Source organism: Streptomyces marokkonensis (assembly GCF_008312835.1).
Taxonomy (GTDB): Bacteria; Actinomycetota; Actinomycetes; order Streptomycetales; family Streptomycetaceae; genus Streptomyces; species Streptomyces marokkonensis_A.
Genome location: NZ_VSKS01000010.1, coordinates 212,797 through 239,177 on the forward strand (window position 1 = coordinate 212,797; position 26,381 = coordinate 239,177).

Here is a 26,381-nt window from a genome sequence, read left to right on the forward strand (position 1 = left end):
GGTTACCCGGGGGTATCCGCGAGGGACGCGATCGGCGCCCCAACTCCCATGATACGCAAGCGATATGACGCCCCGTCGGAAAACGGGGCGTCACTCATTCACACGTTCGACGGTCAGGTGTGTGTTCGTGTGGTGACCGGCGGGTGGCCCGCACTCAGTAGCGCAGCACCGCCGCCATCCCGTCCGCGTCCGCGAGGGCGCCGTCCGGGACGAAGCGCACCTCGGCGCCGGTCTCCAGGCACTGCTCGACGATCTCGTCCACGATGTCCTCGCGGGCGTGCAGGTCGCCGTCCTCGGCGACGATCAGGTGGTCACCGGCGTCGCGCACCGCGATCCGGTAGTTCTCCTCGACGGCCAGCAGCCGGACCCGGCCCTCCCGGGCGCTCTGCCACAGCTCGTCGACCCCGGCCGCGAACTCCTTGCGCCCCCGGGCCGATTCCAGGGACCGGGCCACGTCCTCGGCGCTCTTGCGTGCCTCGTCCTCGAGCACCGGCCGCACGGCCTGCCACACCGCCTCGTGCGTGCCGTGCGCCAGCCCGCCGTGCGGGACGTGCACGGCGTCCCTGGTCGCACCGCCCGCCTCGCAGAGCAGGGACAGGGCGGCGGGCTCACCGGTGACGTACAGGGGACGCGGGTGACGGCGCAGGAGCGCGCCCATCGCCGCGTCGGCCTCGCGCAGGAACCGCCGGGTGTCCTCGTCGCGGAAGTTGCTGGGCTGGTCGCCGACCCGCTCCTGCCGCTCGGGGTCGAAGTTCCGCTCCTCGCGGATCAGCGGGAAGCCGCCGGCGCGCTCCTCGGCGACCCGGTCCGCACCGCCGCTCCACAGGGTCGCCCGGTCGGCGGACACGGACAGCACCCAGAAGGGCCGTTCCGCCGTGTGGGCGGAGACGAGGTTGCGGGTGAGGAAGGTGTCCGAGAGGACCACACGCTCGGGCACACTGCGGGCGAGGGACCACACCTGGTGCTCGCCCGGGGCGGCGAAGATCACCAGGCCGTCCGCGGAGTGCGCCAGGTCGACCTCGGTCAGGGCCCGGTCGAGGTGGTGGGACACATCGGCGCGCCGGTCCCGGGTGACCGCGGGATCGGCCTCCAGCCGCTTCTTGGCCTCGGCGACCGCGTTGCGCAGCCGGACGGCGTCCTGGGTGTTGAGGGGATCGCGCCGGTGCGTGGGCGTCAGCACGGACACCGCGGGGTAGGGGCGCGGGCGGCGAAGCTCGGCAAGGGTCGCGGGACTCAGATCGTGCTCCATGACAGCACCATAGGGCGGATTCCGCGGTAGGGCATTTGGGGCAAAGGCCTCGGTGCGCGAGTGGGGCCGGAACGGTCGCGGGTGCACGCTGGTGGGGGAGGTGACCGCCATGGCGCACCTGGACGTGGAACGGCGGGCGGAGGTGCGGACACTCGTCGTCCGCCTGTCGTGGCGGGAGGCGCTCCTGGCCCGTCGCCGTGCGGTGGTCGTCCCCCTGGCCGAGGTGCGGGCGGCGGGCGTGGAACCCGACTGGTGGCGCGCGATGCGGGGCACGCCGGTCACCGGCCGCTGCCGTCCGGGCCGCTTCTGCGTGGGGGAACGGGAGCATCCGCTCGGACGGGACTTCGTGGCCGTGCGCGCGGGGGTGCCGGCGGTGGTCGTGGACCTCCGGCACCCGGTGCCGTTCGTCCGCCTGGCCGTCTCCGTGCCCGACGCCGCTCAGGCCGTGGGAACGCTGCGCCGGCACCTCGGCCGGGACGGCGGCGGGGAGTACGGGTCCGTGGCCTCCGGGTAGGGGGTCAGAGGCGGCCGTCGTCCTCGGAGCCGCAGGAACTGCCGCTCGGCGGCAGGGAACCGTACAGCAGGAAGTCGTCGATCTTGCGGTGGACGCACTCGGACGAGCCGTAGCCGGTGTGGCCCTCGCTCCGGTTGTCCAGCACCACGGCCGGGGTGCCGAGCCGTTCGGCGGTCTGAACCGTCCAGCGGTACGGCGTGGCCGGATCGCCCCGGGTGCCGACCAGCAGCATCTTCGGGGTGTCGAGGTCCTTGACCTTCTCCCGGATGTAGTCGGTGCCCTTCGGCCGGCCGTAGCACAGGACCACCTGGGCGAGCCGGTACGGCCCGAAGACCGGCGAGGCCTCTTCGTAGGCGGCCCGCAGCCGGGCCAGGTCCCGGCTCAGCCGCTCGGCGTCCGGACGGTCGGGATCGTCCGCGCAGTTCACCGCCATCAGCGCCGCCGGCAGGTTGTCCAGCGGGATGTCCTCGGGGTCGACGAGGGGGTCGTCGGCCCGCTGCGGCGCGGGCAGAGCCGCCCCGCCGGTCGCCAGGGCCTCCACCCCGCTGGTGTCCCCCTCCATCAGCTGGGCGAGCGCCTGTTGCAGCACCGGCCACATCTCCTTGGTGTAAAGGCCCTGTCCGATGGCACCGGCCAGGTCCTGACCGGTGAACTCGTAACCGAAGTCGGTCGGCACCGGGTTCTCGTCGAGCGAGGCGACCAGCTCCACGACCTGCTCGCGGGCGTCGCGCGCGTCCTGCCCGAACGGGCAGGCCAGCTCCTCGGTGCACCACGTGAGGAAGTTCTCCAGCGCGGTCTGCTGTCCGCGCGCGGTGGCGAGCCCCTGCTCGGCCAGCGGCTCCGTCAGCGTGTCGACGCCGTCCAGCGCCAGACGTCCCACCTTCTCCGGGAACCGGGCCGCGTACACCGCGCCGAGCCGGGTTCCGTAGGAGAACCCCAGGTAGTTGAGCTTCTTGTCGCCGAGCGCCTCGCGCATCACGTCCAGGTCGCGTGCGACGTCCACGGTGCCGATGTGCTCGAGCACGGGGCCGGAGTGCTCGGCGCACGCGGCGGCCACCTCGCGCAACTGCCGCAGCGCCTCGCGCGGATCGGCCATCTCCTCGCCGTCGGTCGCCTCCAGCGCCCGGCTGGTGGCATCGGTGCCGCAGCTGACCGGTGAGGAGCGGCCGACGCCACGGGGGTCGAAGGAGACCACGTCGTAGTCGTCGGTCAGCCCCAGGAAGTCCTTGCGGCCGTGAGCGAGTCCCAGCACCCCCGATCCGCCCGGGCCGCCGAAGTTCAGCACCACCGAGCCGCGCGGTTCGTCGGAGGCCCGGTAGCGGGCGAGCGCCAGCTCCAGGGTGCCCTTCCGGGGCTCGGCGTAGTCGAGGGGCACGGTGACCGTCCCGCACTGCAGGTCGTCCGGCAGCTCCGTGCCCTCGCAGGCCGACCACTCGATCTCCTGGTCGTAGAACCGGTCGAGGTCCGGCCCGGTGCGGCCGGTGGCGGTCAGCCCCGTGGCGAGAAGGGCCAGCCCGACCGCCCCGGCGGCCGCGCAGCGCCGGACCGAGGGGCGCACCACGCAGCGCCGGACCAGGGGTCGCTCGGACAGCTTGGCCAGCATCGATGCCTCCAGGGACGCCCCGACCGGCGCCCTCGCCCACCATAAGCGTGCCCCGGTGCTGCCGCCCGTCGGCCCGGCGGCGGCACCGGGGGCGCCCGGGCCGCGTGTTCGTGCGGCGCGAGTTCGACGGCCTTTGCCCGGAGTTCGAGCGACGGGACCCCCGATGGGGTGAACCGGCTGCGGCATACGGATGAGCCATAACCCGATTGCCGCAGCCGCGTTCTATCCGGTGCGGGCGAGCGCCCGCGACCAAGTCTGGAAGGGCAGGGAACCTATGGGACGGGTTACCCGAAACGGTGTGATCGCCGTCGCCGCCGCGTCGGGCGCGATGGCCTTGGCGGTGCCGGCGTACGCCGACGCCGGGGCGGAGGGCGTCGCGGCCGGCTCGGCCGGGGTGGTGTCCGGCAACACCGTCCAGCTCCCGGTGCACCTCCCGGTGAACGTGTGCGGGAACACGGTGAACGTGGTGGGACTCCTCAGCCCCGCCGCGGGCAACACCTGCGTCAACGAGGACGCCGGGGACCGGAGCGGCCCCACGGGCACCGCCGCCGGAGCGGCGGCGGCGAGCGACACGCACGACTCCCCGGGCGTGGTGTCCGGCAACGGGGTGCAGCTGCCGGTGGACCTCCCGGCCGACGTCAGCGGGAACAGCGTGAACGTGATCGGCGCCGGCAACGCGTCCACCGGCAACACCTCCACGAACCACCCGGACGAGCGGCCCGGCCGCCCGGCGGAACCGGCGCCCGGGCCGTCCACGCCGCCGCGCACCCTCCCCGACCCGGCGCCGAACACGGCCCCGCGGGACGCCGTCGCCCTCGCCGACACCGGCGCCGACCGGACGCTCCCGGTGCTCGCCACCGGCGCCGCCCTCTTCCTGGGCGGAGTCGCCCTGTACCGCCGCGCCCGCCCGCGCACGGACTTCTAGACCGCCCGGGGAGACGACGGGTCCCGCCCGCGCCGCCCGGCGGGGCCCCGCGGGTCAGCCGCGTCCGTGGTGGAAGCGCCGGTGCAACTCCCTCACCTGCTCGGCCAGGTGCGGAACGGGCCCGTCCACGGCCACCTCCGGGGCGATCTCGGACACGGGCAGCGTCCGCACCGGCGGGGCGGGCACCCCCAGTTCCGTCAGCCAGGACGCCAGCTGCTCGGAGGAGGCGACGTACACGATGCGTCCGAGGCCCACCCAGGCGTGCGCGGCGGCGCACATCGGGCAGTGCTCCCCGGAGGTGTACACCGTGGCCGCGGCCCGTTCGGCGGGGGACATGTGCGCCGCCGACCAGCGCGCCAGCTCGAACTCGGGGTGACGGGTGCGGTCCCCGGACGCCACGCGGTTGTGGTCCTCGGCGAGCACCGTGCCGTCGCCGGACACCAGGACCGAACCGAACGGCTCGTCACCGGACTCCAGCGCCTCGGCCGCCAGCTCCACGCAGCGCCGCAGGTACGGCAGTTCCTCATCCTTCACGACCATGGTCCGGCCTCCTCGCGACGGCGTGATCGACAGCAACCTTAATCCCGTTGCCCCCGGCTCCGGCCCATGGTGGACTCGCCCGCATGGATCACGCCGCCGTGCTCGCCCTGTTCGACCGTGACATGCGCGAGGGGGCACGGCCCGACGGCCCGGGCGCCCGGGTGGAACGCGTCGGGGGCGTGGTGCGCCAGACCTGCTCCGCGCACGGCTGGAACGGCGTCGTGTGGTCCGCCCTCGGGACGGCGGACGCGGACGCGGCGATCGCGGAGCAGATCGCGCACTTCACCGGGCTCGGCCGCGAGTTCGAATGGAAGCTGTACGGCCATGACCTCCCGGCCGACCTCGGGCAGCGGCTCGTGGCGGCCGGGTTCACGCCAGGGCCGGACGAAACGCTGATGATCGCCGAGGTGGACGGCCTCGACCCCGGCACCGAGCCGCCCGAGGGCGTCCGCGTCGTGCCCGTCACCGACCGGGCGGGCGTCGGCCAGGTGGCCGGGGTGCACGAGAAGGTGTTCGGGACCGACGCCTCCCGGCTCCGCCGGCACCTGCTCGACCGGCTGACCGCCGACCCGGACACCGCCGTCGCCGTTCTGGCCCTGGCCGGCGAGGAGCCGGTGAGCGCCGCCCGCCTGGAGCTGGTTCCGGGTGCCCGGTTCGGCGGACTGTGGGGCGGCGGCACCGTCCGGGACTGGCGCGGACGCGGCATCTACCGGGCTCTGGTGGCCCACCGGGCCCGGGTCGCCGCGGACCACGGCTGTCGCTACCTCCAGGTCGACGCCTCGGCCCACAGCCGCCCGATCCTCGAACGCCTCGGCTTCGCCGCCCTCACCACGACCACTCCCTACGTGTACGTGCCCGCGCCGTAGGGCGCCGCGACTCCTGCCCGCCCGCGGCCGCACCGGGGCTGCTTGCTATCACCCATCGCGCGAGTTAGAGTCTCTAACAGAAGTGAGGGTCGATAAGTGTTCGGCCCCGTCCCCGACCCAGGAGACCGTCATGCCCACTGCCGCCCCGGACTCCCGCCCCCTGCACGCCGTGCTCGGCTCCGGTCCCGCCGGAACCGCCCTCGCGCGGGAACTCGCCCGCCGGGGCCACCCGGTCCGCCTCGTCGACCGCAGGGGTGAGGGGCCCGCGCCCGACGGGGTGCGGCGGTACGCCGCCGACGTCGCCACCGCCGACGGCGCGCGGGCGGCCACCGCCGGTGCGGCCGTCGTGTACCACTGCGTCAACGTCGCCTATCAGCTGCAGGCCGACGTGATGCCCGGAGTGCAGAAGGCCGTGCTCGCCGCCGTCGAGGAGTCCGGAGCCCGGCTCGTCGTCCTCGACACCCTCTACCCGTACGGTGAGACCGGGGGAGCGGTGATGACCGAGGAGACCCCCTGGCGGGCGACCACCCGCAAGGGCCGGATGCGGGCGGAGCTGGACGACCGGTATCTCGCCGCGCACCGTGAGGGCCGCGCCCGGGTGGTGCTCGGCCGCTCGGCCGACTTCGTCGGCCCCGGGGTGCTCAACTCGAGCCTGGGCGGGGCCGTGTTCCCGGGCGCGCTCACCGGGGGCGAGGTGCTGGCGCTGGGTGACATCGACCTGCCGCACAGCTACACGGCGATCGAGGACGTCGCCGTGGCGCTGGCCACCCTCGGCGAACGTCCGGAGGGCGACGGGCGGGTCTGGCACCTGCCCACCGCGCCCGCCGTCAGCACCCGCGAGATCCTCGCCATGATCGAGAAGCGGGTCGGCCGCCCCCTGGAGGTCGTGGTCCTGCGGGAGCCACGCCCCTTCGGCCCGTTCGACGAGGTGTTCATGGCCGAGTACGCCGAGATGTTCTACCAGCACACCGAACCGCAGATCATGGACTCCTCGGCCTTCGAGCGGACCTTCGGCGTCCGGCCGACCCCGCTGGAGCAGACCGTGGACGCCACCGTCGGCTGGTACGAACAGTGGCTGTCCGGTCGCTGACGGAGCCGTCGAACGCGGTCAGCGACCCGCCTTGGAGCGGTCCAGCGCCACCACGCCCACGGCGGCGAGACCGATCTGGATCAGCCACTCCACCCAGTCGACACCCTTGGTGTCCGCCACGCCGAGGGCCGCGGCGATCGCCGAACCGATGAGGGCGGCCACGATGCCGACGACGATCGTCCACAGGATCCCGATGCGCTGGCGGCCCGGGACCACGAGTCGTCCCAGGACACCGATGACAATGCCGATGACGATCGCGCTGATGATGCCGTCGATCTCCATGTCGCCCCTTTTCCTCGTGTCCTCAAGCTGCCATGCGTCTGCCCCCGTGCCGCGAGGACAGTCGCCCCGCACGGGAGAGCGCCGGCCCGCGGCAGGCGCGGACCGGCGCTCGGTGCCCCGGGCGGGCCGGCTAGGACTTGGCCGTGCTCCGGGCCGCCGTGGCGGCGCATACCGCGCCCAGGACCACGGCGAGGGCGCCGATCACGATGTTGTTCCAGATCACCCCGGCGTCGGGGCCGTCCCCGACGATCCACGGAGAGATGATCATCCACGCGCCCAGGGCGCACATGGCCCAGCTGAGGCCGTACATGCGGGCCGGGGCCGCGGTGAACCCCAGGGCGAGCAGGCCGATCGCGATGCCCACGATCAGGTTGTGGGGCACGAGGGCGGGCTGGCTCGTCGTGTAGTGGAGTATCCACGGGGACACCGCACAGTAGAGGCCGAGCAGGAACACCGGCCCGTCCACGAGGGCCACATCACGACCGCCGAGCATGCGGTCGTACCGTGCCCGCATCTCCGGCGCGTCGGGGTGGCTCGTGATGTCACCGCGGGTGTGCGAGACGTTGGCCATGGGTCGTCTCCTTTGACTAGCAGGCCTGACCGCGTCTGATGCGGTATGCGGTAAGCGCCGCGTACGTCTCATTCTGCGCTTATTTCCCTTTTATGTGTAGAGCTCGGCGCCGTTTCCGGCCAACCGTCCCGCCCCATGACTGGTCTAAACCCTTGACTGGTACAGACCAAGGCGGTTGAGTGTGCCCCACACCCCCCACCACGGCCGCCCCCACTGCCGTGACCGGCCCCGCCGGCGCGTGCGGGCGAGGCCCCACTCAGGCATGTCCTCGCCCGGGAGCGGCCGTCTCCCGCAAAGGAGTTGATCCCTTGTCGAGACGCCGCATCGCCGCCGTGACGGCCGCCCTGGTCCTCGCCGGCAGTGCCCCGGTGCTGCTCCCCGCCGCGACCGCCTCCGCCGCCGCCTGCTCCAGCTATCCGAGCTGGGTGGCCGGAAAGTCGTACAACGCCGGTGACATCGTGCGCTACACCGACGGCAAGGCGTACGTCGCCGAGCACGCCAACCCGGGTTACGACCCGGTCATCAGTACCTGGTACTGGGAGCCCTACGCCTGTGACAACGGCCCCGGCACGCCCGTCGGGAACTTCGTCGTGAGCGAGGCGCAGTTCAACCAGATGTTCCCGAACCGGAATCCGTTCTACACCTACAGCGGTCTCACCGCCGCCCTGAGCGCCTACCCCGGCTTCGCCAACACGGGCGGCGACACGGTGAGGAAGCAGGAGGCCGCCGCCTTCCTGGCCAACGTCAGCCACGAGACCGGCGGTCTGGTGCACGTGGTGGAGCAGAACACCGCCAACTACCCGCACTACTGCGACTGGGGTCAGCCGTACGGCTGCCCGGCCGGGCAGGCCGCGTACTACGGCCGCGGACCGATCCAGCTCAGCTGGAACTTCAACTACAAGGCCGCGGGTGACGCGTTGGGCATCGATCTGCTCAACAATCCCTGGCTGGTGCAGAACGACGCGGCCGTGGCCTGGAAGACGGCCCTGTGGTACTGGAACACCCAGTCCGGCCCGGGCACCATGACCCCGCACAACGCCATGGTCAACCAGGCCGGTTTCGGCCAGACGATCCGCAGCATCAACGGCTCCCTCGAGTGCGACGGCAGGAACCCGGCGCAGGTGCAGAGCAGGGTGACCAAGTATCAGCAGTTCGCCCAGATCCTCGGAACGTCACCCGGCGGCAACCTGTACTGCTGACGCGGGACCGTGCTCCGTGGTGTCATGCCCCTGACCATCCGCTCGGCCGGGCGCGCGCCCGGCCGTACCCGGACGAAGGGCATCCACCATGCGCACCCCCCACGCCCTGATCGCCACGACCGTCTCGGCCGCCGCGCTGGCCGCGACGGTCGTGGCACCGGCACCCGCCGCAGCCGTGGACGCCGCTCCGGCGCCCGGCGCCTACTACGTCCAGAGCGCGACGACCGGACTCAACGCCGCCGCCGGCTCGGGGGCGGTCGAACAGCACGGACCGCGCGGCAACGAGGACCACCAGCAGTGGAACCTGCGCGCCGACGGCACCCTGGAGATCGCCGACAGCCCCGGCACCTGCCTCGGCCGCACCGGCGACCGGGCCGCTACCGTCGCCTGCGCGAGCCCCGACGCGCGCTGGGAGATCGCCCCCGCGGGCGCTGACCGGTTCACCCTCACCGTCCCCGGCACCGACCGCCGCTTCACCGTCGTCCCGAAACCCCCCGGCGGGGGCCACCCCGCACCGCTCGCGGTCGGTGCCGGCACGGGCGACCTCGCCGCCTGGTACCTGACCCCGGTCGACCCGGTCACCCGCCCGATGCCGCCCCAGGGGCAGCGCACCCTGGACCAGGTCACCTTCCTCACCGCCCACAACGCCTACGCCAACGGAGCCGACGGCGGCTTCGCCCCGCCCTTCGTCGACCTCTTCCCCAACCAGACCCGCGGTATCGAACGCCAACTCGCCGACGGCGTACGCGGTTTCATGCTGGACATCCACCAGACCCCCGACGGCGCGATCCTCTGCCACAACAGCTGCACCCTCGTCCGCAGGCCCGTCGCCCTGTGGGTGGACCTCCAGCGGATCGTCGACTTCCTGCGCGCCCACCCCGACCAGTTCGTCACCGTGTTCCTCGAGGACTACGTCGACCCGGGCGTGCTGCGCGCGGAACTCGACCGCGTCCAGGGGCTGCCGGAGGTGCTGTACCGGCCGGACCGCACCGGTGTGCGCGAGAACGGCTGGCCGACCCTGGGGCAGCTGACCGCAGCCGGACAGCGGCTGCTGATCTTCACCGACCACAGCCGGGCCGCCGACCGGGCGGCCGGACTGACCCGGGACACCTACGGCGTGATGTACCAGCGCGAGTGGACCGTCGAGAACCACTGGTCCATGGGGCCGGGCGTCGGCGCCTCCGACTGGTCCTGCTACAGCCGCTGGGACGACGCGGGCACCCCCGTCCCGCTCACCCGGACCGAGCCCGGCTTCCGCCCGCTGTTCGTCATGAACCACTTCCGGGACGCGGCGGTCTCCTCCACGGCCGGCACGGACAACTCCAAGCTCGCCGACCGTGCCCGCCGGTTCTGCCTGCCGGCCGCCCGCAAGAAGCCCAACTACCTCGCCGTGGACCGCTACGACCTCGGCAGCCCCGCGGCCGCCGTCGCCGACCTCAACACCTACACGTACCCGTAGCCGCCTCGCCGGTCCCCTTCCGGGAAACCGCCCCGGAAGGGGAGTGGCGCCCACGGTGGTTTTACGTATAACCTCTCCCGTCAATCCCCCCGTGCGAGAGGTCACGATGAGACGCATTCCCCTGGTCACCCTCGTCGTCGACGACTACGACGAGGCGATCCGCTTCTACACCGGGGCCCTCGGCTTCCGGCTCGCCGAGGACACGCCCCGGCCGGACGGCGGCCGCTGGGTCGTCGTCGAACCGGACGCCGGGCACACCGGCACGGGTCTGCTGCTCGCCCTCGCCAAGGGGGAGGCGCAGCGGGCCAGGGTCGGTGACCAGACCGGCGGACGCGTGGGCTTCTTCCTGCACACCGACGACTTCGCCCGCGACCACGCTCGCCTGACCGCCGCCGGGGTGACCTTCCTGGAGGAGCCGCGCCATGAGCCGTACGGCTCGGTCGCCGTCTTCCAGGACCTGTACGGCAACCGCTGGGACCTGCTCCAGCCCCTCGGCTGACCCCCTCCCGCCGCTCAGAACCGCCTGCTCAAGGAAGGCCCCGCCCGTGCCCATGACCGCTACGCGCGTAGACAACGATCTGATCCGCAGCCTGCCCAAGGCCGTCCTGCACGACCACCTCGACGGCGGCCTGCGCCCCGCCACCGTGGTGGAGCTCGCGGCGGCGGCCGGCCACACCCTGCCCACCACCGACCCCGACGAACTCGCCGCCTGGTACGTCGAGGCCGCGAACTCCGGGGACCTGGTCCGCTACATAGCCACCTTCGAGCACACCCTCGCCGTGATGCAGACCCGCGAGGGCCTGCTGCGGACCGCCGAGGAGTACGTGCTCGACCTCGCCGCCGACGGCGTCGTCTACGGCGAGGTGCGCTACGCCCCCGAGCTGAACACCCGGGGCGGGCTGACGATGAGCGAGGTCGTGGAGACCGTCCAGGAAGGGCTCGCGGCCGGCATGGCCAAGGCGGCCGCCGCCGGGACGCCCGTCCGCGTCGGCACGCTGCTGTGCGGCATGCGGATGTTCGACCGGGTCCGCGAGGCCGCCGACCTGGCCGTGGCCTTCCGGGACGCCGGGGTCGTCGGCTTCGACATCGCCGGCGCCGAGGACGGCTTCCCGCCCGCCGACCACCTCGCCGCCTTCGAGCACCTGCGCCGCGAGAACGTGCCGTTCACCATCCACGCCGGTGAGGCCCACGGACTGCCCAGCATCCACCAGGCACTCCAGGTGTGCGGCGCCCAGCGCGTCGGGCACGGGGTGCGCCTGACCGAGGACATCGTGGACGGCAAGCTCGGCCGCCTCGCCGGCTGGGTGCGCGACCGCCGGATCGCCCTGGAGATGTGCCCCACCTCCAACCTCCAGACCGGTGCCGCGACCTCGATCGCCGGGCACCCGATCACCGCGATGAAGGACCTCGGCTTCCGCGTCACCCTCAACACCGACAACCGCCTGGTCTCGGGCACCACCATGACCCGGGAGATGTCCCTGCTGGCCGAGCAGGCCGGCTGGACGCTCGACGACCTGCGGACCGTCACGGTGAACGCCGTGAAGAGCGCGTTCCTGCCCTTCGACGAGCGCAACGCGCTCCTGCGGGACGTGGTCCTGCCCGGCTACGACGCGGCGCTGCGCACCAGTCCGCGCGCGTAGGCGGCCTGTCCGACGTGCTGGAGATCGTCGGACAGGACGCTGACCAGCCGTACGCCGAGGGTCACCGGAGGGTCCCAGCGCTCGTCGACGACACGCTCCAGGTCCTTGGCGGTCAGCGTGCGCAGGGCACCGAGGGTCTGCTCGTGCACCGCGTCGTGGTAGCCGGTCAGCAGGTCGCCGGAGTCGACCCGCACCCTGGCGACCTTCGCCGAGCTGTGGCCGTACCCGGTGTCGTGGCGCGGCAGGCCGAGCCCCAGGCGTTTCTCCCAGCCCCCGGAGAGCCAGACCTGGTCGAGGCCGAAGGCGTCCGCGACGTGGTCGTCCTGGACCCGGGTCAGGTGCCAGACCAGCCAGGCGACGGAGTTCGCGTCGGGGCCCGGACGGGCGTTGAGCCCGTCGGCGTCGAGGCCCTCGACGGCGGCGTGGACTTCTTCGTGGATGCGGCCGAAGCCGTCGATGAGGATGTCCTTGGCATGCATGGGTCCACCCTCGCGCATCCGCGCGCCTCACGCGCCCCCGTCGCGCAACAGGGACATCAGCGCCCGCGCCGCCGGACTGGTCGCCCGCGGGGACGGCACCAGCGCGACCGTCTCGTACGCCGCCTCCCCCGTGCCCTTCAGCGGGAGCGCGGTGAGCGCCTCGCGCTTGTGCCGGAAGTGCCGCGGCACGACGGCGACGCCCAGGTTCTCGTCGACCAGGTCGAGCAGGCTGTGCACGTCGTTCACCTCCAGCGCCACCGTGCGCCGCACGCCCGCCGCGGCGAAGGCGGCGTCGGTGGCGCGGCGCGGGCCCCAGTCGGGGTGGAAGTCGACGAAGACCTCGTCGGCCAGGTCGTGCGGCGTGAGCGGCACCCCGGCCCGCGCGAGCCGGTGGTCCGGATGGCACAGCACGGTCATCGGCTCGCCGGTCAGCGGCACGGAGCGCAGATGCTCCGGGTCGGCCCCGGTCCGGTAGGCGAAGGCCAGGTCCAGCCGGCCCGCCGCGACCTCCTCGGCCAGCGCGGCCGAGCCCCACTGCCGCAGACGGATCTCCACGTCCGGGTGGAGCCGCCGGAACGTGGCGAGCAGCCGAGCCACGTTCACCCCGGCGATGCACTGCTCGGTGCCCAGCGCGAGGGTGCCGCGCAGCACACCCTGCACCGCGGCCACCGCCTCGTGCGCCGCCCGCACCTGCGCCAGGATCCGCTCGGCCTCCGCGAGCAGCGCCCGCCCCGCCTCGGTGAGGGTCACCCGGCGGGTCGTCCGCACGAACAGCGGCGTCTGCAGCTCGCGCTCCAGCGCGCGGATGGACGCGGACAGGCCCGACTGCGAGACCATCAGCCGTTCCGCCGCGCGGGTGAAGTGCTGGTCCTCGGCGACGGCGACGAAGTGCTGGAGGTGACGCAGTTCCATGATTGAGAAGCGTATCCGCTGAATTCCATCGGATTCTTCTGTTGGACCACTGCACGCAGGTCACGACAGAGTGGGGCGGTGGTTCGACGGAACTGCCAAGACGTGTGCCAACCCCTCTGGAGTCGCGTTGTACACCGCCCACCCCGACCGTTACGCGGACATGCCCTACCGGCGCACCGGACGCAGCGGCCTGAAGCTCCCCGCGCTCTCGCTCGGCCTGTGGCACAACTTCGGACCCGACCGTCCGGCCGAGACCCAGCGCGCCATCCTGCGCCGCGCCTTCGACCTGGGCATCACCCACTTCGACCTCGCCAACAACTACGGGCCGCCGCCCGGCGCGGCCGAGTCGGCCTTCGGCGAGGCGCTGACGGCGGACTTCGCGCGCTACCGCGACGAGCTGGTCGTCTCCACCAAGGCCGGCTACCTGATGTGGCCGGGTCCGTACGGCGAATGGGGTTCGCGCAAGTACCTGCTGTCCTCGCTGGACCAGAGCCTGAGCCGGATGGGCCTGGAGTACGTGGACATCTTCTACTCGCACCGCTTCGACCCCCAGACTCCGCTGGAGGAGACGATGGGCGCCCTGCACACGGCCGTCCAGCAGGGCAAGGCGCTGTACGTCGGCGTCTCCAACTACTCGGCGGAGCAGACCCGCGAGGCCGCCCGCATCCTCGGCGAGCTGGGCACCCCGCTGCTGATCAACCAGCCGCGCTACTCGATGCTCGACCGCCGCCCGGAGGACCAGGGCCTGATGGACGCCCTGGACGAGCTCCGGATCGGCTCCATCGCCTACTCCCCGCTGGAGCAGGGCCTGCTCACCGGCCGCTACCTCGACGGCATCCCCGAGGACTCCCGGGCCGCGAGCGACAGCCCGTTCCTCAACACCGACGCCCTCACCGGGGAGCTGGTGGGCCGGCTGCGCGCGCTCAACGAGATCGCCGCCTCCCGCGGCCAGAGCCTGGCGCAGATGGCGCTGTCCTGGGTGCTGCGCGGCGGCCGCCTGACCTCCGCCCTGGTCGGCGCGAGCAGCCCGCGGCAACTGGAGGACAGCGTGGCCGCCACCCGCAACCTCGACTTCACCGAGGACGAGCTCAAGCGCATCGACGCGGCCGTGCAGCGGTAGCCACACCTGCCGACCGGGATCACGCCCCCGCGGGGACCCGGTCCAGGAAGCCGTACACGGCACGGACCCGGCTCCCGGCATCCAGCGTGGCCACGTCCGATCCGGCCACGGGAGCCGAGCCGTCCGCCTCGTTCACCAGTTCCCACGAGAAGCGCGCGGTGTCGTGGTGCCCGTCGACGTCCCCGACGAGCCGGAAGACGAAGCCGGGGAACTGTTCGCGCGCCGAGGCGATCACCGCGGTGATCGCCTCGTGGCCGGTGGCGTCGGACAGCGGGTCGGTGTACCGCCCGTCCGCGGTCCAGACCTCGGCGACCGTCTCGGCGCGGGTGCGGTCGCCGTCGGCGTTCCAGGCCTCGAAGTAGCGGGCGACGACGGCGTCGTAGTCGTGGGTGTGCGTGGTCACGGTGATCTCCTGGGAGGTCGTGTCTGCTGGTGGGCGCCGGGTTCCGGTCGCGGTGACCCGGTACGCACACCCTGCCCGCGCCGGGCGGCCCCGGTCGATTACCTCCGGGGTCATGCGGCCCGCCGGCCCCGCCCTCCGCCGCCCTCCGCGCCGTTTCGGCCAGCCGCCGCCGTGAATATGCCAGGAGACTGGCCGGAAACACATGGTGACAGTGTTTCAGCGGTGAACATACTCGACAACGAGAGCGCTTCACACCGCGCGACGGCGCCCTCACGCACAGCACGCGAGCCCACGGGGCGGGCGGCCGGCCCGTACCGGCAGGCACGCAACGCAGCGGGGGAGGGAACGTGCACGACGAATTCCTGTGCCACGTCACGGCGTACGGGGTCTGCGACGGTCGGCGCATCGGCGTACCCCTGGGCACCTACCGGGCGCCCACGCTCGCCCTCGCCCTGTGGTGGCTGCGCGACCGCGCCTCCTGGATCGCCGAGCGGCTCGACCCGCGGCCCGACGCCGAGCTCGTACCGCCGGGCGCGCTCGTCCCCGTGCCCGACGGCGTGCCCGACGTACCCGCCGTGCTGCGCGCCTGGTGCGGTGACGTCGCCCGGCAGGAGGAGGTGGCCGAGGCGCTCGCCGCCGGACGGATGGTGCGCATGGCCACCGGCGACGACACCACCGAGTACGAACTGCTGGCCGAATCGGTGGACGCCCTGCGCATGCAGCGCGCCGCCCGCGTGCTCGGCGTCCCGGTCGCCTGACCGGATCCGGCCCACCCGGCCGGGTCAGCCGTCCGCCGCCCCGCCCCGCCGGCGCACCGCACGCGCCGCCGACGCCCCGGCGAGGCCGGTGACCAGCCCCCACAGCAGGGCCAGCCCCAGGGCGCTCCACATTCTGGGCTCCAGCAGCACCTCCCCGGAGAACCCCTCGCCCAGATCACCGATGCCGAGCACGGACAGCCCGACCCGCGCGGAGACGCGGGCCATGAGGCAGATCATCAGCACCGTCAGCGCCAGCGCCACCGCCATGCGCACGGAGTGCTGCCACACCCGTACGTCCGGCGGGGCCAGGGCCGCCACGAACGCGACGGCGAGGAGCAGCAACGCGTCCGCCACCAGCAGCCACCACCACGCGCCGCCGTCGCGCTCGACGAGTGTGCCCAGGTTCAGCTCCGAGACGTCCGGCGTGCGCAGCACCTCGTCGAGCACATGCGGCATGGGCAGCCCGAACGGCCCCTCCACCCTGCCGTCCCACGTGGCACCGAGCCCGACCGTCAGCGCGAGCCAGGCCACGTTGGGCAGCCCGAGCAGAATCACGGCGAACGTCTCGACCGGGTGGCCCCGGGTGGCGGCCACGACCAGCGCGACGACCAGAGCGACGGCCACCGCGGCGAGCAGCAGCCGCACCATCGCCTGCGCCGCCGGACGCGCCGACGCCCCGGGACGCAGCAGCCCGGCCGGCAGTGGCGCGCCGGGGGACACCGTCAGCGCGACCACCAGCACCCCCGCCAGCCACACCAGGCCGATCAGGAGGGTCAGCGGCACATCGGCGGCGAAGCCGACCACCGGCCGGAAACCGAACAGCTCACCCAGGTCCCCGAGCGGACCGTCCCCGAGGGAGATCTCGAAGCTGTGCCGGGCGGCGAGCGCCAGACCGAGGAGCGCGAGCAGCCACACCACGGCGATCCTCGCGGCCCACCCGGCCAGCTCGGGTGCTCCGGCGACTGCCCGGTGACGCAGCGGACGCAGGAAGCACCAGCCGACGACGAGCGCCCCGGTGAGCGTGACGGACAGCGGGATGACCGCCAGGCCGCCCTCCGTGCCGGCCAGCCCGCCGGCGTCCCCGGAGAGTTCCACCGTGCCGCCGACGGCCGTCACCACGGTCGCCGCGACCACCTGGGGGAAGGCACCGCCCGGGAGGTCCGCCGCTCCCGCCGCCCACAGTCCGAGGGCCGCCACCACCCCCATGGCGGCCAGACCGCAGAGGACCGCGACAAGGGCGTGCGCCCAGCCATGACGGGCGACCGCGGGGCCGGAGGAGGTGCGTGCGCTCACGTCTGCACGCTAAGCAGCCCGGGCCGACGGCGCCCGCCGGGAGGTCCGTACGCGTCGTACTACACCCGGTGGTGCGCGCGGCCGGTGCGGACCACCAGGGCGTGGTCGCCGAGACCCAGCAGACGCTCGGGCGGCAGCTCGCCGCGCGTCGTCAGCACCGCCTCGATGCGGGCGGTGACCGGATCGAACGCCGCGTCGAGCACCGTGCCGCGCTCCTCGCCGCACTCCGTGAGCACCCTGCTGCCGATCAGCTCGTGGTGGGCCGGAACCTCCTTGGGGCCCCCCGCCGGGCGCACGATCAGCATGTCGGGCCCGGCCGCGCGCAGGGCGCTCCACGGCACCACGGCCCCCCTGCGCAGCCGTCCGCGTCCCATGCGGACGGACGTGACCCGCCAGGGCGCCGAGTCGACGGTGAGCGCCCGCACCTCGCCCAGACGGTCCGCGTCACCCGGCGTCAGGACGGGCAGCCCCCGGACCCGCGAGAACAGCATCATGACGCCACCCCCCTCCCGCGGTCGTGCCGCTCGCCGACGCGGGCCACGAAGGCCGGCAGGTCGTCGGTGACGTACGTCCGCGCGTGGGAGGGGATCACCAGGGCCCGGCCGGTGACGCTCAGGGCCTCGCCCCTGGGCACGTACACCCGGTGCCGGCGGTGCCGGGAGCCGTGCACCAGTTCACGGTTCGCGGCGAGCCGGAAGGCGACGAGCCGGCCACTGGTGCCGGCCTCCACCAGCACGTCCAGCACCGTGCCCACCGCCTCGCCGTCCTCGGTGAGCACCTGCGCTCCCAGCAGCCGCCCGCGCACGGCGTCGCGGCGCGCCATCGACAGGGGCAGGTCGCACAGCGCCCCCGCGTCGCGGATCATGACCGCGTCAGGGCCCAGACAGTGCACCGCGGGCCAGGGCAGGTCGCGCGGCAGGGGTCCCGACAACAGGGTCCGGCCGGTGAGCGTGAAGCTCGCGACCCGCACGGCCGACGTGTCGAAGACCGTGTCCTTGACATGAGCTACGACATCGCCGCCCAGCGTCACCACGGGCAGCGTCGCCAGGCTCCGCACCGCCGTCAGTCCGTTCATGGCACGCCCTCCCAGCCGGCCTCGGGACTGCGGGTTCCCCGTCCGCCGGGCCGGACACCGATCGGGGTGGACTGTGCCGTCGGACTCGGGGTACCAGGACTGGTGCAGATCGTCCGGCCGATCCGGCTTCGCAGAGAGAACACGCATGATCTACCACCTGGACGGGGCAGTGATACCGACTGGTTTCGACGTGCCCGTGGAACCGCTGCGGCGAGCGGCACACTTCACGGGCGAGCCCGGATGCATCGCCGACGCGCGGGCTTTCGCCAAGGAGTTCCTGCAGCAGCTGAGGACCGAGTGGTGCGCGGCCGTCGACGCGCGGACGGACGGCGCGGTGCTGCTGGTGGTGAGTGAGCTGGTCACCAACGCGGACCGGCACAGCGACGGGCCGTACATCCTCGAGCTGGAGGGCACGGACACCTCGGTCACCGTTGCTGTCTACGACAGCAGTGCCACCCTGCCCCGCGTCTTCCCCCGGGACCCCGAGCGCGTCGGGCGGCACGGTCTGGAGATCGTCCGGGCGCTGGCCCGGGACGTCGGTGTGGAGCGGGTGCCGGTCGGCAAGCGCGTGCGCGCGGTGATCGGCCTCGACGCGGGCTGACCGGCCCCGGCGTCCCCCACCCGGTCAGGCGCAGCCGAGCTCGCCGAGCATGCCCTCGCGCAGACGGGCGATGATCCGCTTGATCAGACGGGACACGTGCATCTGCGAGCAGCCGAGACGCTCACCGATCTCCGCCTGGGTCGCCTCTTCCACGAAGCGCAGGTGGATGATCTCCCGGTCGCGCTCGCTGAGCTCCGCCATGAGCGGGGCGAGCGCGTGGAAGTCCTCGACGAGCCGCAGGCCCTCCTCCTCGACCCCGATGAAGTCGGCGAGGACCGACTCGCCGTTCTCCGGGCCGTCACCGGTGAGCGCGGCGTCCAGCGACGAGGAGTTGTACCCGTTCGCGGCGATCTGTCCCTCGACGACCTGTCGCTCGGTGATGTTCATCAGCGTGGCCAGCTCGGCGACCGTGGGTTCCCGGTCCAGCCGGCTGGCGAGCTCCTCGCGGGCCTTGGCCAGCTCCACGCGCAGCTCCTGGAGCCGGCGCGGCACGTGCACGGCCCACGTGGTGTCACGGAAGAAGCGCTTGATCTCACCGACGATGTACGGCAGCGCGAAGGAGGTGAACTCGACCTCGCGCGACAGTTCGAACCGGTCGATGGCCTTGATCAGGCCGATCATGCCGGTCTGCACGATGTCGTCCATGTCGTCGCCCCGGCCGCGGAACCGGCCGGCCGCGAACCGCACGAGGGACATGTTCATCTCGACGAGGGTGTTGCGCGCGTACTGGTACTCGTGCGTGCCCTCCTCCAGCTCCGCCATGCGACGGAAGAACTGGCGGGAAAGCTCCCTGGCGTCGCGCGGTGCGACGGTGCGCGGGTCCACCACGCCCCGCGGGGTTCCGTCTCCGGTCCCGGCCTCGGTCTGCCCGTCGACTACCTGTGCCTGCGACCGGATCACGGCGGTCTTCATTACCTCTCCCCACGAACGTCACGGCTGCCCTGTGCCTGAGCCTCGCGAGTACCCAGCTCTCAGCGACCCATGCCCACCGATTTTCGAGTGGCTCGAAAACACGGCGCGCACGGGTTGTCACGCCTGCGTCCCAGGGTACGCCGAAGGACCCCGCGGGGCAGCCCGGCACGGTCCCGGACCGCCTTCACTCAGGGCGGAACGCCGCTCCCTTCCCCTCCGGTCCGGAATTCCTAGGCTGGTGAAATGACCAATCCCATCCCGAACGACGCCCGCGTCATCACCCTGCGACCGGCCCCGGCCCCGGCCGCGCCGGCCCCCGCGCCCAGAGAACCCCTGTGGCGCGACCTCGTCGGCGACGTGCTGCGCAGGGAGCGGCTCGCCCAGGAGCGGACGCTCAAGGACGTCGCCGACGAGGCCCGGATCTCCATGCCCTACCTGTCGGAGGTGGAGCGGGGCCGCAAGGAGGCCTCCTCGGAGGTCCTCGCGGCCGCCGCCCAGGCGCTCGGCCTCGGTCTCGGCGACCTGCTCTCCCGGGCCCACGGAGAGCTCGTCCGCGTCACCGCCCGGCGGGCTTCCGGCCCCCGGGGCGTGTCCGGCTCCGCGCACAACGGACTGTGCCTGGCCGCCTGACCCGGGCCCGCCGCACCGCCCGGCGCCTCACACCGCGACGAGGCGCCGGGTCAGCACCTCGTCGGCCAGGCCGTACGCCACGGCCTCCCGCGCGGTGAACACCTTGTCGCGGTCCATGTCCGCCCGCAGCGTCGCCACGTCGTGGTGCGTGTGCCGGGCGAGCACCTCCTCGACCTGGGCGCGGATCCGCACCATCTCCTTGGCCCGGAGCGACAGGTCGGACGCCGTGCCGCGCGCCCCGCCCGTGGCCGGCTGCCCGAGCAGCACGCGCGCGTGCTCCAGGACGAACCGCCGCCCCGGGTCCCCGCCGGCCAGCAGCACCGCCGCCGTCGAGGCCGCCTGCCCGACGCAGAAGGTCGAGATCGGCGCCCGGACGAACGCCATCGTGTCGTAGATCGCCATGAGCGAGGTGAACGAGCCGCCGGGGGAGTTGATGTAGACCGCGATCTCGCTCTCCGGGGACGCCGACTCCAGATGGAGGAGCTGGGCGATGACGACGTTGGCGACGCCGTCGTCGATCTCGGTCCCGAGGAAGATGATCCGCTCGGACAGCAGCCGGCTGAACACGTCGTAGGACCGCTCGCCCCGCGGCGTTTGCTCGACGACGTTCGGAATCGTGTAAGTCCCCATCACTGCAGCCCCATCCTGCGCCGTGTCGCGGCCGGGCGGATGTCGTCCAGCGACTCCACCACCCGGTCGACCATCCCGTACTCCCGGGCCTGCTCGGCCGTGAACCAGCGGTCCCGGTCGCCGTCCCGGGAGATGGTCTCCGGGGTCTGCCCGGTGTGCTCGGCGGTGATCCGCTCGATGGTCCGCTTGGTGAACTCCAGGTTCTGCGCCTGGATCTCGATGTCGGCGGTGGTGCCCCCGATGCCGCCCGACGGCTGGTGCATCATGATGCGCGCGTTCGGCAGGGCGTAGCGCTTGCCCGGCGTGCCGACGCAGAGCAGGAACTGGCCCATGCTGGCCGCGAAGCCCATCGCCAGGGTGGAGACGTCGTTGGGGATCAGCCGCATCGTGTCGTAGATGGCCAGTCCCGCGTGCACCGAGCCGCCGGGGCTGTTGACGTACAGGCCGATGTCCGTGCGCGGGTCCTCCGCGGACAGGATCAGCAGCTGCGCGCAGACCCGGTTCGCGGAGACCTCGTCGACCTGCGTGCCCAGCAGCACGATCCGCTGGGCCAGCAACTGGGCGGCGAGCCGGTCGTCGAACGGGGCCGGCGGGGTGTCGCCGTCCTCGGCCCGGGGCAGCGGGGCCGGCCACGGGCCGGCGGTGAGTGGAGACATCGGCGCTCCTGGTGTCGCTCGTCGGAACGCGGCCGGGTGACCGCGTGTCACCCACTGTCGACCGGCCGGCGCGGCGGGCGGGGAGATCTCTGCCCGCGGCAGATTCGCCACGGGCAGAGGGCCCGCCCGCCCCCGATGCCGCCCGCGGCGATGAGTTTCGCGGCGCCGAGAAGTCGACACCCGTGACCGCGTTCCCCCACCCGGGAGGTACTCATGACCACCGACGGATTCACCACGTGTCTCTGGTTCGACGGCCAGGCCGAGGAGGCGGCGAACTTCTACGTCTCGGTCTTCAAGGACGCCGCCCTCGGCGACGTCGTCCGGAACACCGGCGCCGCGCCCGGCGCCGAGGGCTCCGTGCTCACCGTCGAGTTCACGGCCAACGGCCAGAAGTTCGTCGCCCTGAACGGCGGGCCCGAGTTCACGTTCAGCGAGGCGATCTCCTTCCAGCTCGACTGCGCCGACCAGACGGAGATCGACCACTACTGGGAGAAGCTCGTCGAGGGCGGCGGCGAGCACGGCCCCTGCGGCTGGCTCAAGGACCGGTTCGGCGTCTCGTGGCAGGTCAACGCGGTGCGGCTGACCGAGATGATCAGCGACCCGGACCGGCGGAAGGCCGACCGCGCCATGAAGGCCATGATGTCGATGGGCAAGCTCGACCTCGCCGCCTTGGAGGAGGCGTACGCGGGCGGGTGAGGCCGGGGACGGAGCGGGACCGGCGGCGCGCACTCCCGCGCCGGGGCCCGTCCGGCGCGGGAGTGGGGGACGGCGTGCCCGGACCCGCGCCGGCGGCACCGGTCGGGCGGACGGACCCCACCCGCGCCCGCGTGCCTCGCCCGGCACCGGGCCGAACGGTTGTCGCGCCCCCGGTCAGTCCGTGCGCGCGTGGTCCCCGATCACGCGGGTGATCTCCCGCGCGATCCGCAGGATCCCCGGTGACCGGACCGGACACGGCTTCGGGGTGGACGTCGTGGGGGCCAGGCAGAAGTGCAGGTAGTCGTCGTTGCGGTGCAGGGCCGTCCGGTCGCCGCCGGGCCGGGTGCAGTACTCCGGGTGGGCACGCTCGTAGGCGTCGCACGGCAGGTACCGCGTCCAGGTGTACCGCGCCCCCGCCGGGCTCACCGTCCTTCCCGCGTCGGCCACGAGGTCGCCGGAGCCGGCGGCCCGCCGCTCGTAGAGCGCGTTCACCCGGCGCACCCGGTCGGGGGTGATCGGATCCGGGCCCTGCAGCACCCAGACGATCCGCGGCCCATCGCCCCCGCCCGCCGACCGGATCTGCTCGGTCAGACGCCGCGCGTCGGCCGCGTACCGCTCGAGGTACCGCTCCTCCGAGGCGTCGTAGGTGATCCCGTCCATGCACGGCGTGTAGCCCCAGGCGTTGCCCCAGAACTGCAGCACCACGTAGTCGGGCCGCAGCGTCCGCACCAGCGCCGCGGCCTTGTCCGACGCCGGCACGAGGGACCGCTCCGAGGAGCCCTCCAGGTAGTCGCAGAGCGTGGTGCCCGAGTAGGGGGCGCTCGTGTAGCGGGCGTGGAGCCGTCCGCGCAGCTGCGCTCCGAGCACCTTCTGGTTCTCCATCGCCAGGGAGTCCCCGAGGTACAACACCGTGGGCGGGTCCAGGGCCGGGGCGGTGGCGGCGGGCCGCTGGTGCGTGGTGGACGACGGCCTGGGCGAGGCGGGCGCCGGCGGACCGTCCTCGGGCCCGGACGACGGGTCGGTGCACGCGCCGAGCAGCGCGGCGGCGAGCACCACGGACACGATCCACGGCTTGCGCATACGGCGGCTCCCCCGTCCGGCGAAACGGCTCCCCAGGCAAGCACAGCCGGGGCCGTCGGGGAAGACGTGCCGTGCGCCGACGGCCGCCCGGCGCGCGGGCGGTGGGTGCGGTGGCTAGCGTGAGGAACCGGACCGACCACCCGTCCGGAGAGGGCCGCAGCCATGGACGTACCACCCGAAGGGGCCCCGTGCTGGGCCGACGCGATGTTCGACGACATCGAGGCAGCCAAGAGCTTCTACGGTGACGTCCTCGGCTGGACCTTCGGTGAGATGTCGTCGGAGTTCGGCAACTACACCCAGGCCTACGCCGACGGCAAGGCGGTGGCGGCCGTCGTACCGCCCATGCCCGGACAGGAGGGCACCTCGCAGTGGTGCCTCTACTTCGCGGCCGAGGACGCCGCCGCGACCGCCGCGCGGATCCGGGACAACGGCGGCGAGCTGCTGATGGAGCCGATGCGGGTCGGCGACCTCGGCACCATGTGCCTCGCCCGCGACCCGGGCGGGGTCGTCTTCGGTCTCTGGCAGGCCGGCACCCACGAGGGGTTCCAGGCGATGGCCGAACCGGGCGCCTACTGCTGGGCCGAGGTCTTCACCCGGGAGCCGGAGAAGTCCGACGCGTTCTTCCCCGCCGTCTTCTCCTACCGCTCCAAGCGGTTCGAGGACGAGCCGGACTTCCGGATCTACGATCTGGGGGAGCGCAGCGTGCTCGGCCGGATGCGGATGACGGACGACTTCCCGCCCGAGGTGCCGCCGTACATCAACGTCTACTTCACCGTCGCGGACTGCGACGAGGCGGTGGCCCGGGCGACCGGGCGCGGCGGGGTGCTGCGCTTCGGCCCGATGGACACGCCGTTCGGACGGTTCGCGGCGATCAGCGACCCCCAGGGCGCGGACTTCTCCGTGATCGACATCACGGCCACCACGGGCGAGACGCCGAAGACGACCGACGTGGACTGAGCGGGGCGGGGCTCCCCGCCCGCTCATGGCATGATCGGGCGCATGCGTGAACGTGTTGTGGCCGCGTGCGACGGGGCTTCGAAGGGAAACCCCGGGCCCGCCGGCTGGGCCTGGGTGGTCGCCGACGCGTCCGAGACGCCGGTCCGCTGGGAGGCGGGCGCGCTCGGCACGGCCACCAACAACATCGCCGAACTCACCGCCCTGGAGCGGCTGCTGGCGGCGACCGACCCCGCCGTGCCGCTCGAGGTGCGGATGGACTCGCAGTACGCCATGAAGGCCGTCACCACCTGGCTGCCCGGCTGGAAGCGCAACGGCTGGCGCACGGCGGCCGGCAAACCGGTCGCCAACCAGGAACTCGTCGTCCGCATCGACGACCTCCTGCAGAACCGCTCGGTGGAGTTCCGCTACGTCCCCGCCCACCAGGTCGACGGCGACCGGCTCAACGACTTCGCCGACCGTGCGGCCAGCCAGGCGGCCACCGCCCAGCAGGACGCCGGCAGCGCGCTGGGCTCGCCCGAGCCGCCGGCCGCCCCGGACCGCCCGGCGGGCGGCGCCGCGAAGCGGGGCTCCGGCGGGGCCAGGGCGCCCCGGCAGCGCGGCGGCGGCTCGTCCTCCCGCACCATCAAGGCGAAGTTCCCGGGCCGCTGCCCGTGCGGACGGTCCTACGCGGCAGGCGAGCCCATCGCCAAGAACGACAAGGGCTGGGGCCACCCCGAGTGCCGGACCGCCCAGAGCGTCTGAGCGGGCACCCGCGACGGCGGAGCCGCCCCCCGGCCGGGCGGCTCCGGATGACAGACTGACGTGCATGGACGAGCGCACATTCGACAGGTCGGGACAGCACGCCTCCGTGGTCGGTCTCGGCACATGGCAACTCGGGGCGGACTGGGGCGACGTCGACGACAAGGAAGCCCTCGCGGTGCTCGAGACCGCCGCCGAGTCGGGGGTCACCTTCTTCGACACCGCCGACGTCTACGGCGACGGACGCAGCGAGCAGACCATCGGCTCGTTCCTGAGCGGGCGGCCCGACCTGCATGTGCTGGTCGCCACCAAGATGGGCCGCCGGGTCGACCAGATCCCCGGGAACTACGTCCTGGACAACTTCCGCGCCTGGAACGACCGCTCCCGGCGCAACCTCGGCGTCGACCGCGTCGACCTGGTGCAGCTGCACTGCCCGCCGACCCCCGTCTACTCCGCCGACGAGGTCTTCGACGCCCTCGACACCCTGGTGGAGGAGGAGCGCGTCGCCGCCTACGGCGTCAGCGTCGAGACCTGCGCGGAGGCGCTGACCGCCATCGCCCGGCCGAACGTGGCGAGCGTGCAGATCATCCTCAACCCGTTCCGCATGAAGCCGCTGCGCGACGTGCTCCCGGCCGCCCGCGAGGCGGGCGTCGGCATCATCGCCCGCGTCCCGCTCGCCTCCGGACTGCTGTCCGGCGCGTACACCCGCGACACCGTCTTCCCCGAGAACGACCACCGCACCTACAACCGGCACGGCGAGGCCTTCGACCAGGGCGAGACCTTCTCCGGCGTCGACTACGCGACCGGCGTCGAGGCCGCCGCCGAGTTCGCCGCGCTCGCCCCCGAGGGATGCACCCCGGCCCAGCTGGCCCTGCGCTGGATCATCCAGCAGCCCGGCGTCACCACCGTCATCCCCGGCGCCCGCTCGCCCGAGCAGGCTCGCGCCAACGCGGCCGCCGCCCGGCTGCCGGAGCTGTCCGACGCGACGCTCACGGCGATCCGGGACCTCTACGACCGGCGGATCAAGGACCAGGTGGAGTCCCGCTGGTAGCGGCGCGGATCACGGCTGGAGGAGCAGTTGCCTCTCCTGCTCCTGGTCGCCCGAGACGACGCCCTCGTCGCGTGCCGTGAAGGACCGCGTGAGGGTGTCGCTCGCCCGCCGCACCGCCTCCGGGGTGCCCTGCACGGTGACGGTCACCGGCGCCGACAGCGACCCGGCGTCCGCCTCCCCGGCGTCCCCGGTCCCCTCCCCGGTGAACGTCGCCACGCGGACCGTCGCGTGTTCCTCGGAGGGACGCTGGTCCGGCGCCCCGAAGGCGCCCTCCAGGGCCCGGACGACCGCTCGGGCGTCCTCGACGTCCCCGCCGCTGAGCGTCACGGTGAGCTGGGTGTCCGACATGCGTCCCCGACCTCCTGGCCTCGGTGTCATCGCCGTCCGTGTAACCGTGCCCCTCGCCCCCAAACCGTCACCCGGCCTGGGAGGACGGCGGCTTTCGGGGAAGG

General features: G+C 73.2%; 32 protein-coding genes. 16 read left to right on the forward strand and 16 right to left on the reverse strand.

The features are described 5' to 3' along the window. Positions 1–154: 154 nt before the first annotated feature. Positions 155–1,249 carry a chemotaxis protein gene (locus F1615_RS19285; protein ID WP_149550234.1) on the reverse strand — a complete coding sequence of 365 codons (1,095 nt, stop codon included), beginning with the start codon at positions 1,247–1,249 and terminating at the stop codon, positions 155–157. A 109-nt stretch (positions 1,250–1,358) separates the two neighbouring features. On the opposite strand from F1615_RS19285, the gene F1615_RS19290 reads away from it, so the two are divergent. After that, the gene (locus F1615_RS19290; protein ID WP_149550235.1) at positions 1,359–1,763 is read left to right on the forward strand and encodes a hypothetical protein; all 405 of its coding nucleotides are present in this window, start codon (positions 1,359–1,361) and stop codon (positions 1,761–1,763) included. A 4-nt stretch (positions 1,764–1,767) separates the two neighbouring features. Here F1615_RS19290 and F1615_RS19295 read toward each other — a convergent pair whose 3' ends face one another. Continuing rightward, positions 1,768–3,366 (reverse strand): alpha/beta hydrolase, encoded by a 1,599-nt coding sequence (locus F1615_RS19295; protein ID WP_149550236.1) that lies wholly within the window; start codon positions 3,364–3,366, stop codon positions 1,768–1,770. Positions 3,367–3,664: 298 nt separating this feature from the next. Between F1615_RS19295 and F1615_RS19300 the strand changes: the two genes are divergently transcribed. Continuing rightward, a complete protein-coding gene (locus F1615_RS19300; protein WP_244328789.1) occupies positions 3,665–4,291 on the forward strand; it encodes a chaplin in 627 nt (208 codons plus the stop codon). 54 nt (positions 4,292–4,345) lie between these two features. Here the strand turns inward: F1615_RS19300 and F1615_RS19305 are convergent, their stop codons facing one another. Continuing rightward, positions 4,346–4,831: a nucleoside deaminase gene (locus F1615_RS19305; RefSeq protein WP_149550238.1), complete on the reverse strand. Its 486-nt coding sequence runs from the start codon at positions 4,829–4,831 to the stop codon at positions 4,346–4,348. Positions 4,832–4,914: 83 nt separating this feature from the next. Between F1615_RS19305 and F1615_RS19310 the strand changes: the two genes are divergently transcribed. Then, positions 4,915–5,697 (forward strand): GNAT family N-acetyltransferase, encoded by a 783-nt coding sequence (locus tag F1615_RS19310; RefSeq protein WP_149550239.1) that lies wholly within the window; start codon positions 4,915–4,917, stop codon positions 5,695–5,697. A 130-nt stretch (positions 5,698–5,827) separates the two neighbouring features. Next, entirely contained in the window at positions 5,828–6,787 is a 960-nt protein-coding gene (locus F1615_RS19315) for an NAD-dependent epimerase/dehydratase family protein (protein WP_149550240.1), read from the forward strand. 18 nt (positions 6,788–6,805) lie between these two features. On the opposite strand, the gene F1615_RS19320 is transcribed toward F1615_RS19315, so the two are convergent. Both F1615_RS19320 and F1615_RS19325 read right to left on the reverse strand, forming a co-directional pair. Continuing rightward, positions 6,806–7,069 carry a GlsB/YeaQ/YmgE family stress response membrane protein gene (locus F1615_RS19320; protein WP_149550241.1) on the reverse strand — a complete coding sequence of 88 codons (264 nt, stop codon included), beginning with the start codon at positions 7,067–7,069 and terminating at the stop codon, positions 6,806–6,808. 130 nt (positions 7,070–7,199) lie between these two features. Then, a complete protein-coding gene (locus F1615_RS19325) occupies positions 7,200–7,640 on the reverse strand; it encodes an SPW repeat protein (protein WP_149550242.1) in 441 nt (146 codons plus the stop codon). A 308-nt stretch (positions 7,641–7,948) separates the two neighbouring features. Here F1615_RS19325 and F1615_RS19330 point away from each other — a divergent pair, with 308 nt between their 5' ends. The 4 genes from F1615_RS19330 (at position 7,949) to F1615_RS19345 (ending at position 11,938) form a co-directional block, all read left to right on the forward strand. After that, the gene (locus F1615_RS19330; RefSeq protein ID WP_149550243.1) at positions 7,949–8,839 is read left to right on the forward strand and encodes a glycoside hydrolase family 19 protein; all 891 of its coding nucleotides are present in this window, start codon (positions 7,949–7,951) and stop codon (positions 8,837–8,839) included. A gap of 88 nt (positions 8,840–8,927) precedes the next feature. Next, positions 8,928–10,298, forward strand: coding sequence for a PI-PLC domain-containing protein (locus F1615_RS19335; RefSeq protein ID WP_149550244.1), 1,371 nt, complete (start codon positions 8,928–8,930; stop codon positions 10,296–10,298). 106 nt (positions 10,299–10,404) lie between these two features. After that, positions 10,405–10,797, forward strand: coding sequence for a VOC family protein (locus tag F1615_RS19340; RefSeq protein WP_149550245.1), 393 nt, complete (start codon positions 10,405–10,407; stop codon positions 10,795–10,797). Between the two features lie 52 nt (positions 10,798–10,849). After that, on the forward strand, positions 10,850–11,938 hold the full coding sequence (locus F1615_RS19345) for an adenosine deaminase (RefSeq protein ID WP_149550326.1): 1,089 nt from the start codon (positions 10,850–10,852) through the stop codon (positions 11,936–11,938). Here the strand turns inward: F1615_RS19345 and F1615_RS19350 are convergent. Together F1615_RS19350 and F1615_RS19355 are read right to left on the reverse strand one after the other, a co-directional pair. Beyond that, positions 11,902–12,417, reverse strand: a complete 516-nt coding sequence (locus F1615_RS19350; RefSeq protein WP_149550246.1) for a mycothiol transferase — start codon at positions 12,415–12,417, stop codon at positions 11,902–11,904. The two genes, F1615_RS19345 and F1615_RS19350, sit on opposite strands and share 37 nt — an antisense overlap. Before the next feature lie 27 nt (positions 12,418–12,444). Further along, positions 12,445–13,329 carry a LysR family transcriptional regulator gene (locus F1615_RS19355; protein ID WP_149550247.1) on the reverse strand — a complete coding sequence of 295 codons (885 nt, stop codon included), beginning with the start codon at positions 13,327–13,329 and terminating at the stop codon, positions 12,445–12,447. 127 nt (positions 13,330–13,456) lie between these two features. Between F1615_RS19355 and mgrA the strand changes: the two genes are divergently transcribed. Then, the gene (gene mgrA, locus F1615_RS19360) at positions 13,457–14,449 is read left to right on the forward strand and encodes an L-glyceraldehyde 3-phosphate reductase (protein WP_149550248.1); all 993 of its coding nucleotides are present in this window, start codon (positions 13,457–13,459) and stop codon (positions 14,447–14,449) included. 19 nt (positions 14,450–14,468) lie between these two features. Here mgrA and F1615_RS19365 read toward each other — a convergent pair whose 3' ends face one another. Further along, positions 14,469–14,852, reverse strand: a complete 384-nt coding sequence (locus F1615_RS19365; protein ID WP_208818358.1) for a nuclear transport factor 2 family protein — start codon at positions 14,850–14,852, stop codon at positions 14,469–14,471. 347 nt (positions 14,853–15,199) lie between these two features. Here F1615_RS19365 and F1615_RS19370 point away from each other — a divergent pair, with 347 nt between their 5' ends. Then, positions 15,200–15,610, forward strand: a complete 411-nt coding sequence (locus F1615_RS19370; RefSeq protein ID WP_149550250.1) for a hypothetical protein — start codon at positions 15,200–15,202, stop codon at positions 15,608–15,610. 24 nt (positions 15,611–15,634) lie between these two features. Here the strand turns inward: F1615_RS19370 and F1615_RS19375 are convergent, their stop codons facing one another. From F1615_RS19375 to F1615_RS19385, 3 genes are read right to left on the reverse strand one after another with little or no spacing between them, the layout of a single operon-like run. Beyond that, on the reverse strand, positions 15,635–16,903 hold the full coding sequence (locus F1615_RS19375; protein ID WP_149550251.1) for a streptophobe family protein: 1,269 nt from the start codon (positions 16,901–16,903) through the stop codon (positions 15,635–15,637). A gap of 59 nt (positions 16,904–16,962) precedes the next feature. Beyond that, entirely contained in the window at positions 16,963–17,397 is a 435-nt protein-coding gene (locus F1615_RS19380; RefSeq protein WP_167533796.1) for a PRC-barrel domain-containing protein, read from the reverse strand. Then, entirely contained in the window at positions 17,394–17,978 is a 585-nt protein-coding gene (locus tag F1615_RS19385) for a PRC-barrel domain-containing protein (RefSeq protein WP_149550252.1), read from the reverse strand. Before F1615_RS19385 ends, F1615_RS19380 begins: the two co-directional genes overlap by 4 nt. Positions 17,979–18,123: 145 nt before the next feature. Here F1615_RS19385 and F1615_RS19390 point away from each other — a divergent pair, with 145 nt between their 5' ends. After that, a complete protein-coding gene (locus F1615_RS19390) occupies positions 18,124–18,579 on the forward strand; it encodes an ATP-binding protein (protein WP_149550253.1) in 456 nt (151 codons plus the stop codon). Positions 18,580–18,603: 24 nt separating this feature from the next. Here F1615_RS19390 and F1615_RS19395 read toward each other — a convergent pair whose 3' ends face one another. Continuing rightward, the gene (locus F1615_RS19395) at positions 18,604–19,491 is read right to left on the reverse strand and encodes an RNA polymerase sigma factor SigF (protein ID WP_149550254.1); all 888 of its coding nucleotides are present in this window, start codon (positions 19,489–19,491) and stop codon (positions 18,604–18,606) included. Between the two features lie 243 nt (positions 19,492–19,734). Between F1615_RS19395 and F1615_RS19400 the strand changes: the two genes are divergently transcribed. After that, positions 19,735–20,121 (forward strand): helix-turn-helix domain-containing protein, encoded by a 387-nt coding sequence (locus F1615_RS19400; protein WP_149550255.1) that lies wholly within the window; start codon positions 19,735–19,737, stop codon positions 20,119–20,121. Between the two features lie 27 nt (positions 20,122–20,148). Here the strand turns inward: F1615_RS19400 and F1615_RS19405 are convergent, their stop codons facing one another. Next, complete coding sequence (locus tag F1615_RS19405; RefSeq protein WP_149550256.1) at positions 20,149–20,751, reverse strand: ClpP family protease; 603 nt, start codon at positions 20,749–20,751, stop codon at positions 20,149–20,151. Then, complete coding sequence (locus F1615_RS19410; protein WP_149550257.1) at positions 20,751–21,407, reverse strand: ATP-dependent Clp protease proteolytic subunit; 657 nt, start codon at positions 21,405–21,407, stop codon at positions 20,751–20,753. Before F1615_RS19410 ends, F1615_RS19405 begins: the two co-directional genes overlap by 1 nt. 213 nt (positions 21,408–21,620) lie before the next feature. Here F1615_RS19410 and F1615_RS19415 point away from each other — a divergent pair, with 213 nt between their 5' ends. Continuing rightward, on the forward strand, positions 21,621–22,103 hold the full coding sequence (locus tag F1615_RS19415) for a VOC family protein (RefSeq protein WP_149550258.1): 483 nt from the start codon (positions 21,621–21,623) through the stop codon (positions 22,101–22,103). 174 nt (positions 22,104–22,277) lie between these two features. On the opposite strand, the gene F1615_RS19420 is transcribed toward F1615_RS19415, so the two are convergent. Next, a complete protein-coding gene (locus tag F1615_RS19420) occupies positions 22,278–23,183 on the reverse strand; it encodes an SGNH/GDSL hydrolase family protein (protein ID WP_149550259.1) in 906 nt (301 codons plus the stop codon). A 162-nt stretch (positions 23,184–23,345) separates the two neighbouring features. On the opposite strand from F1615_RS19420, the gene F1615_RS19425 reads away from it, so the two are divergent. From F1615_RS19425 to F1615_RS19435, 3 genes are all read left to right on the forward strand, one after another. Then, complete coding sequence (locus F1615_RS19425) at positions 23,346–24,140, forward strand: VOC family protein (protein WP_149550260.1); 795 nt, start codon at positions 23,346–23,348, stop codon at positions 24,138–24,140. 30 nt (positions 24,141–24,170) lie between these two features. Next, the gene (locus F1615_RS19430; RefSeq protein ID WP_149550261.1) at positions 24,171–24,881 is read left to right on the forward strand and encodes a ribonuclease H family protein; all 711 of its coding nucleotides are present in this window, start codon (positions 24,171–24,173) and stop codon (positions 24,879–24,881) included. Between the two features lie 64 nt (positions 24,882–24,945). Beyond that, complete coding sequence (locus tag F1615_RS19435) at positions 24,946–25,929, forward strand: aldo/keto reductase (protein ID WP_149550262.1); 984 nt, start codon at positions 24,946–24,948, stop codon at positions 25,927–25,929. A 9-nt stretch (positions 25,930–25,938) separates the two neighbouring features. Here the strand turns inward: F1615_RS19435 and F1615_RS19440 are convergent, their stop codons facing one another. After that, positions 25,939–26,277: a hypothetical protein gene (locus F1615_RS19440; protein WP_149550263.1), complete on the reverse strand. Its 339-nt coding sequence runs from the start codon at positions 26,275–26,277 to the stop codon at positions 25,939–25,941. Positions 26,278–26,381: the final 104 nt, after the last annotated feature.

Coding starts and splice junctions, on each gene's coding strand:
- F1615_RS19285 (WP_149550234.1), bottom strand. CDS start 1,249: ATGGAGCACGATCTGAGTCCCGCGACCCTTGCCGAGCTTCGCCGCCCG.
- F1615_RS19290 (WP_149550235.1), top strand. CDS start 1,359: ATGGCGCACCTGGACGTGGAACGGCGGGCGGAGGTGCGGACACTCGTC.
- F1615_RS19295 (WP_149550236.1), bottom strand. CDS start 3,366: ATGCTGGCCAAGCTGTCCGAGCGACCCCTGGTCCGGCGCTGCGTGGTG.
- F1615_RS19305 (WP_149550238.1), bottom strand. CDS start 4,831: ATGGTCGTGAAGGATGAGGAACTGCCGTACCTGCGGCGCTGCGTGGAG.
- F1615_RS19310 (WP_149550239.1), top strand. CDS start 4,915: ATGGATCACGCCGCCGTGCTCGCCCTGTTCGACCGTGACATGCGCGAG.
- F1615_RS19315 (WP_149550240.1), top strand. CDS start 5,828: ATGCCCACTGCCGCCCCGGACTCCCGCCCCCTGCACGCCGTGCTCGGC.
- F1615_RS19320 (WP_149550241.1), bottom strand. CDS start 7,069: ATGGAGATCGACGGCATCATCAGCGCGATCGTCATCGGCATTGTCATC.
- F1615_RS19325 (WP_149550242.1), bottom strand. CDS start 7,640: ATGGCCAACGTCTCGCACACCCGCGGTGACATCACGAGCCACCCCGAC.
- F1615_RS19335 (WP_149550244.1), top strand. CDS start 8,928: ATGCGCACCCCCCACGCCCTGATCGCCACGACCGTCTCGGCCGCCGCG.
- F1615_RS19340 (WP_149550245.1), top strand. CDS start 10,405: ATGAGACGCATTCCCCTGGTCACCCTCGTCGTCGACGACTACGACGAG.
- F1615_RS19345 (WP_149550326.1), top strand. CDS start 10,850: ATGACCGCTACGCGCGTAGACAACGATCTGATCCGCAGCCTGCCCAAG.
- F1615_RS19350 (WP_149550246.1), bottom strand. CDS start 12,417: ATGCATGCCAAGGACATCCTCATCGACGGCTTCGGCCGCATCCACGAA.
- F1615_RS19355 (WP_149550247.1), bottom strand. CDS start 13,329: ATGGAACTGCGTCACCTCCAGCACTTCGTCGCCGTCGCCGAGGACCAG.
- F1615_RS19380 (WP_167533796.1), bottom strand. CDS start 17,397: ATGATGCTGTTCTCGCGGGTCCGGGGGCTGCCCGTCCTGACGCCGGGT.
- F1615_RS19385 (WP_149550252.1), bottom strand. CDS start 17,978: ATGAACGGACTGACGGCGGTGCGGAGCCTGGCGACGCTGCCCGTGGTG.
- F1615_RS19390 (WP_149550253.1), top strand. CDS start 18,124: ATGATCTACCACCTGGACGGGGCAGTGATACCGACTGGTTTCGACGTG.
- F1615_RS19395 (WP_149550254.1), bottom strand. CDS start 19,491: ATGAAGACCGCCGTGATCCGGTCGCAGGCACAGGTAGTCGACGGGCAG.
- F1615_RS19400 (WP_149550255.1), top strand. CDS start 19,735: ATGACCAATCCCATCCCGAACGACGCCCGCGTCATCACCCTGCGACCG.
- F1615_RS19405 (WP_149550256.1), bottom strand. CDS start 20,751: ATGGGGACTTACACGATTCCGAACGTCGTCGAGCAAACGCCGCGGGGC.
- F1615_RS19410 (WP_149550257.1), bottom strand. CDS start 21,407: ATGTCTCCACTCACCGCCGGCCCGTGGCCGGCCCCGCTGCCCCGGGCC.
- F1615_RS19415 (WP_149550258.1), top strand. CDS start 21,621: ATGACCACCGACGGATTCACCACGTGTCTCTGGTTCGACGGCCAGGCC.
- F1615_RS19420 (WP_149550259.1), bottom strand. CDS start 23,183: ATGCGCAAGCCGTGGATCGTGTCCGTGGTGCTCGCCGCCGCGCTGCTC.
- F1615_RS19425 (WP_149550260.1), top strand. CDS start 23,346: ATGGACGTACCACCCGAAGGGGCCCCGTGCTGGGCCGACGCGATGTTC.
- F1615_RS19430 (WP_149550261.1), top strand. CDS start 24,171: ATGATCGGGCGCATGCGTGAACGTGTTGTGGCCGCGTGCGACGGGGCT.
- F1615_RS19435 (WP_149550262.1), top strand. CDS start 24,946: ATGGACGAGCGCACATTCGACAGGTCGGGACAGCACGCCTCCGTGGTC.
- F1615_RS19440 (WP_149550263.1), bottom strand. CDS start 26,277: ATGTCGGACACCCAGCTCACCGTGACGCTCAGCGGCGGGGACGTCGAG.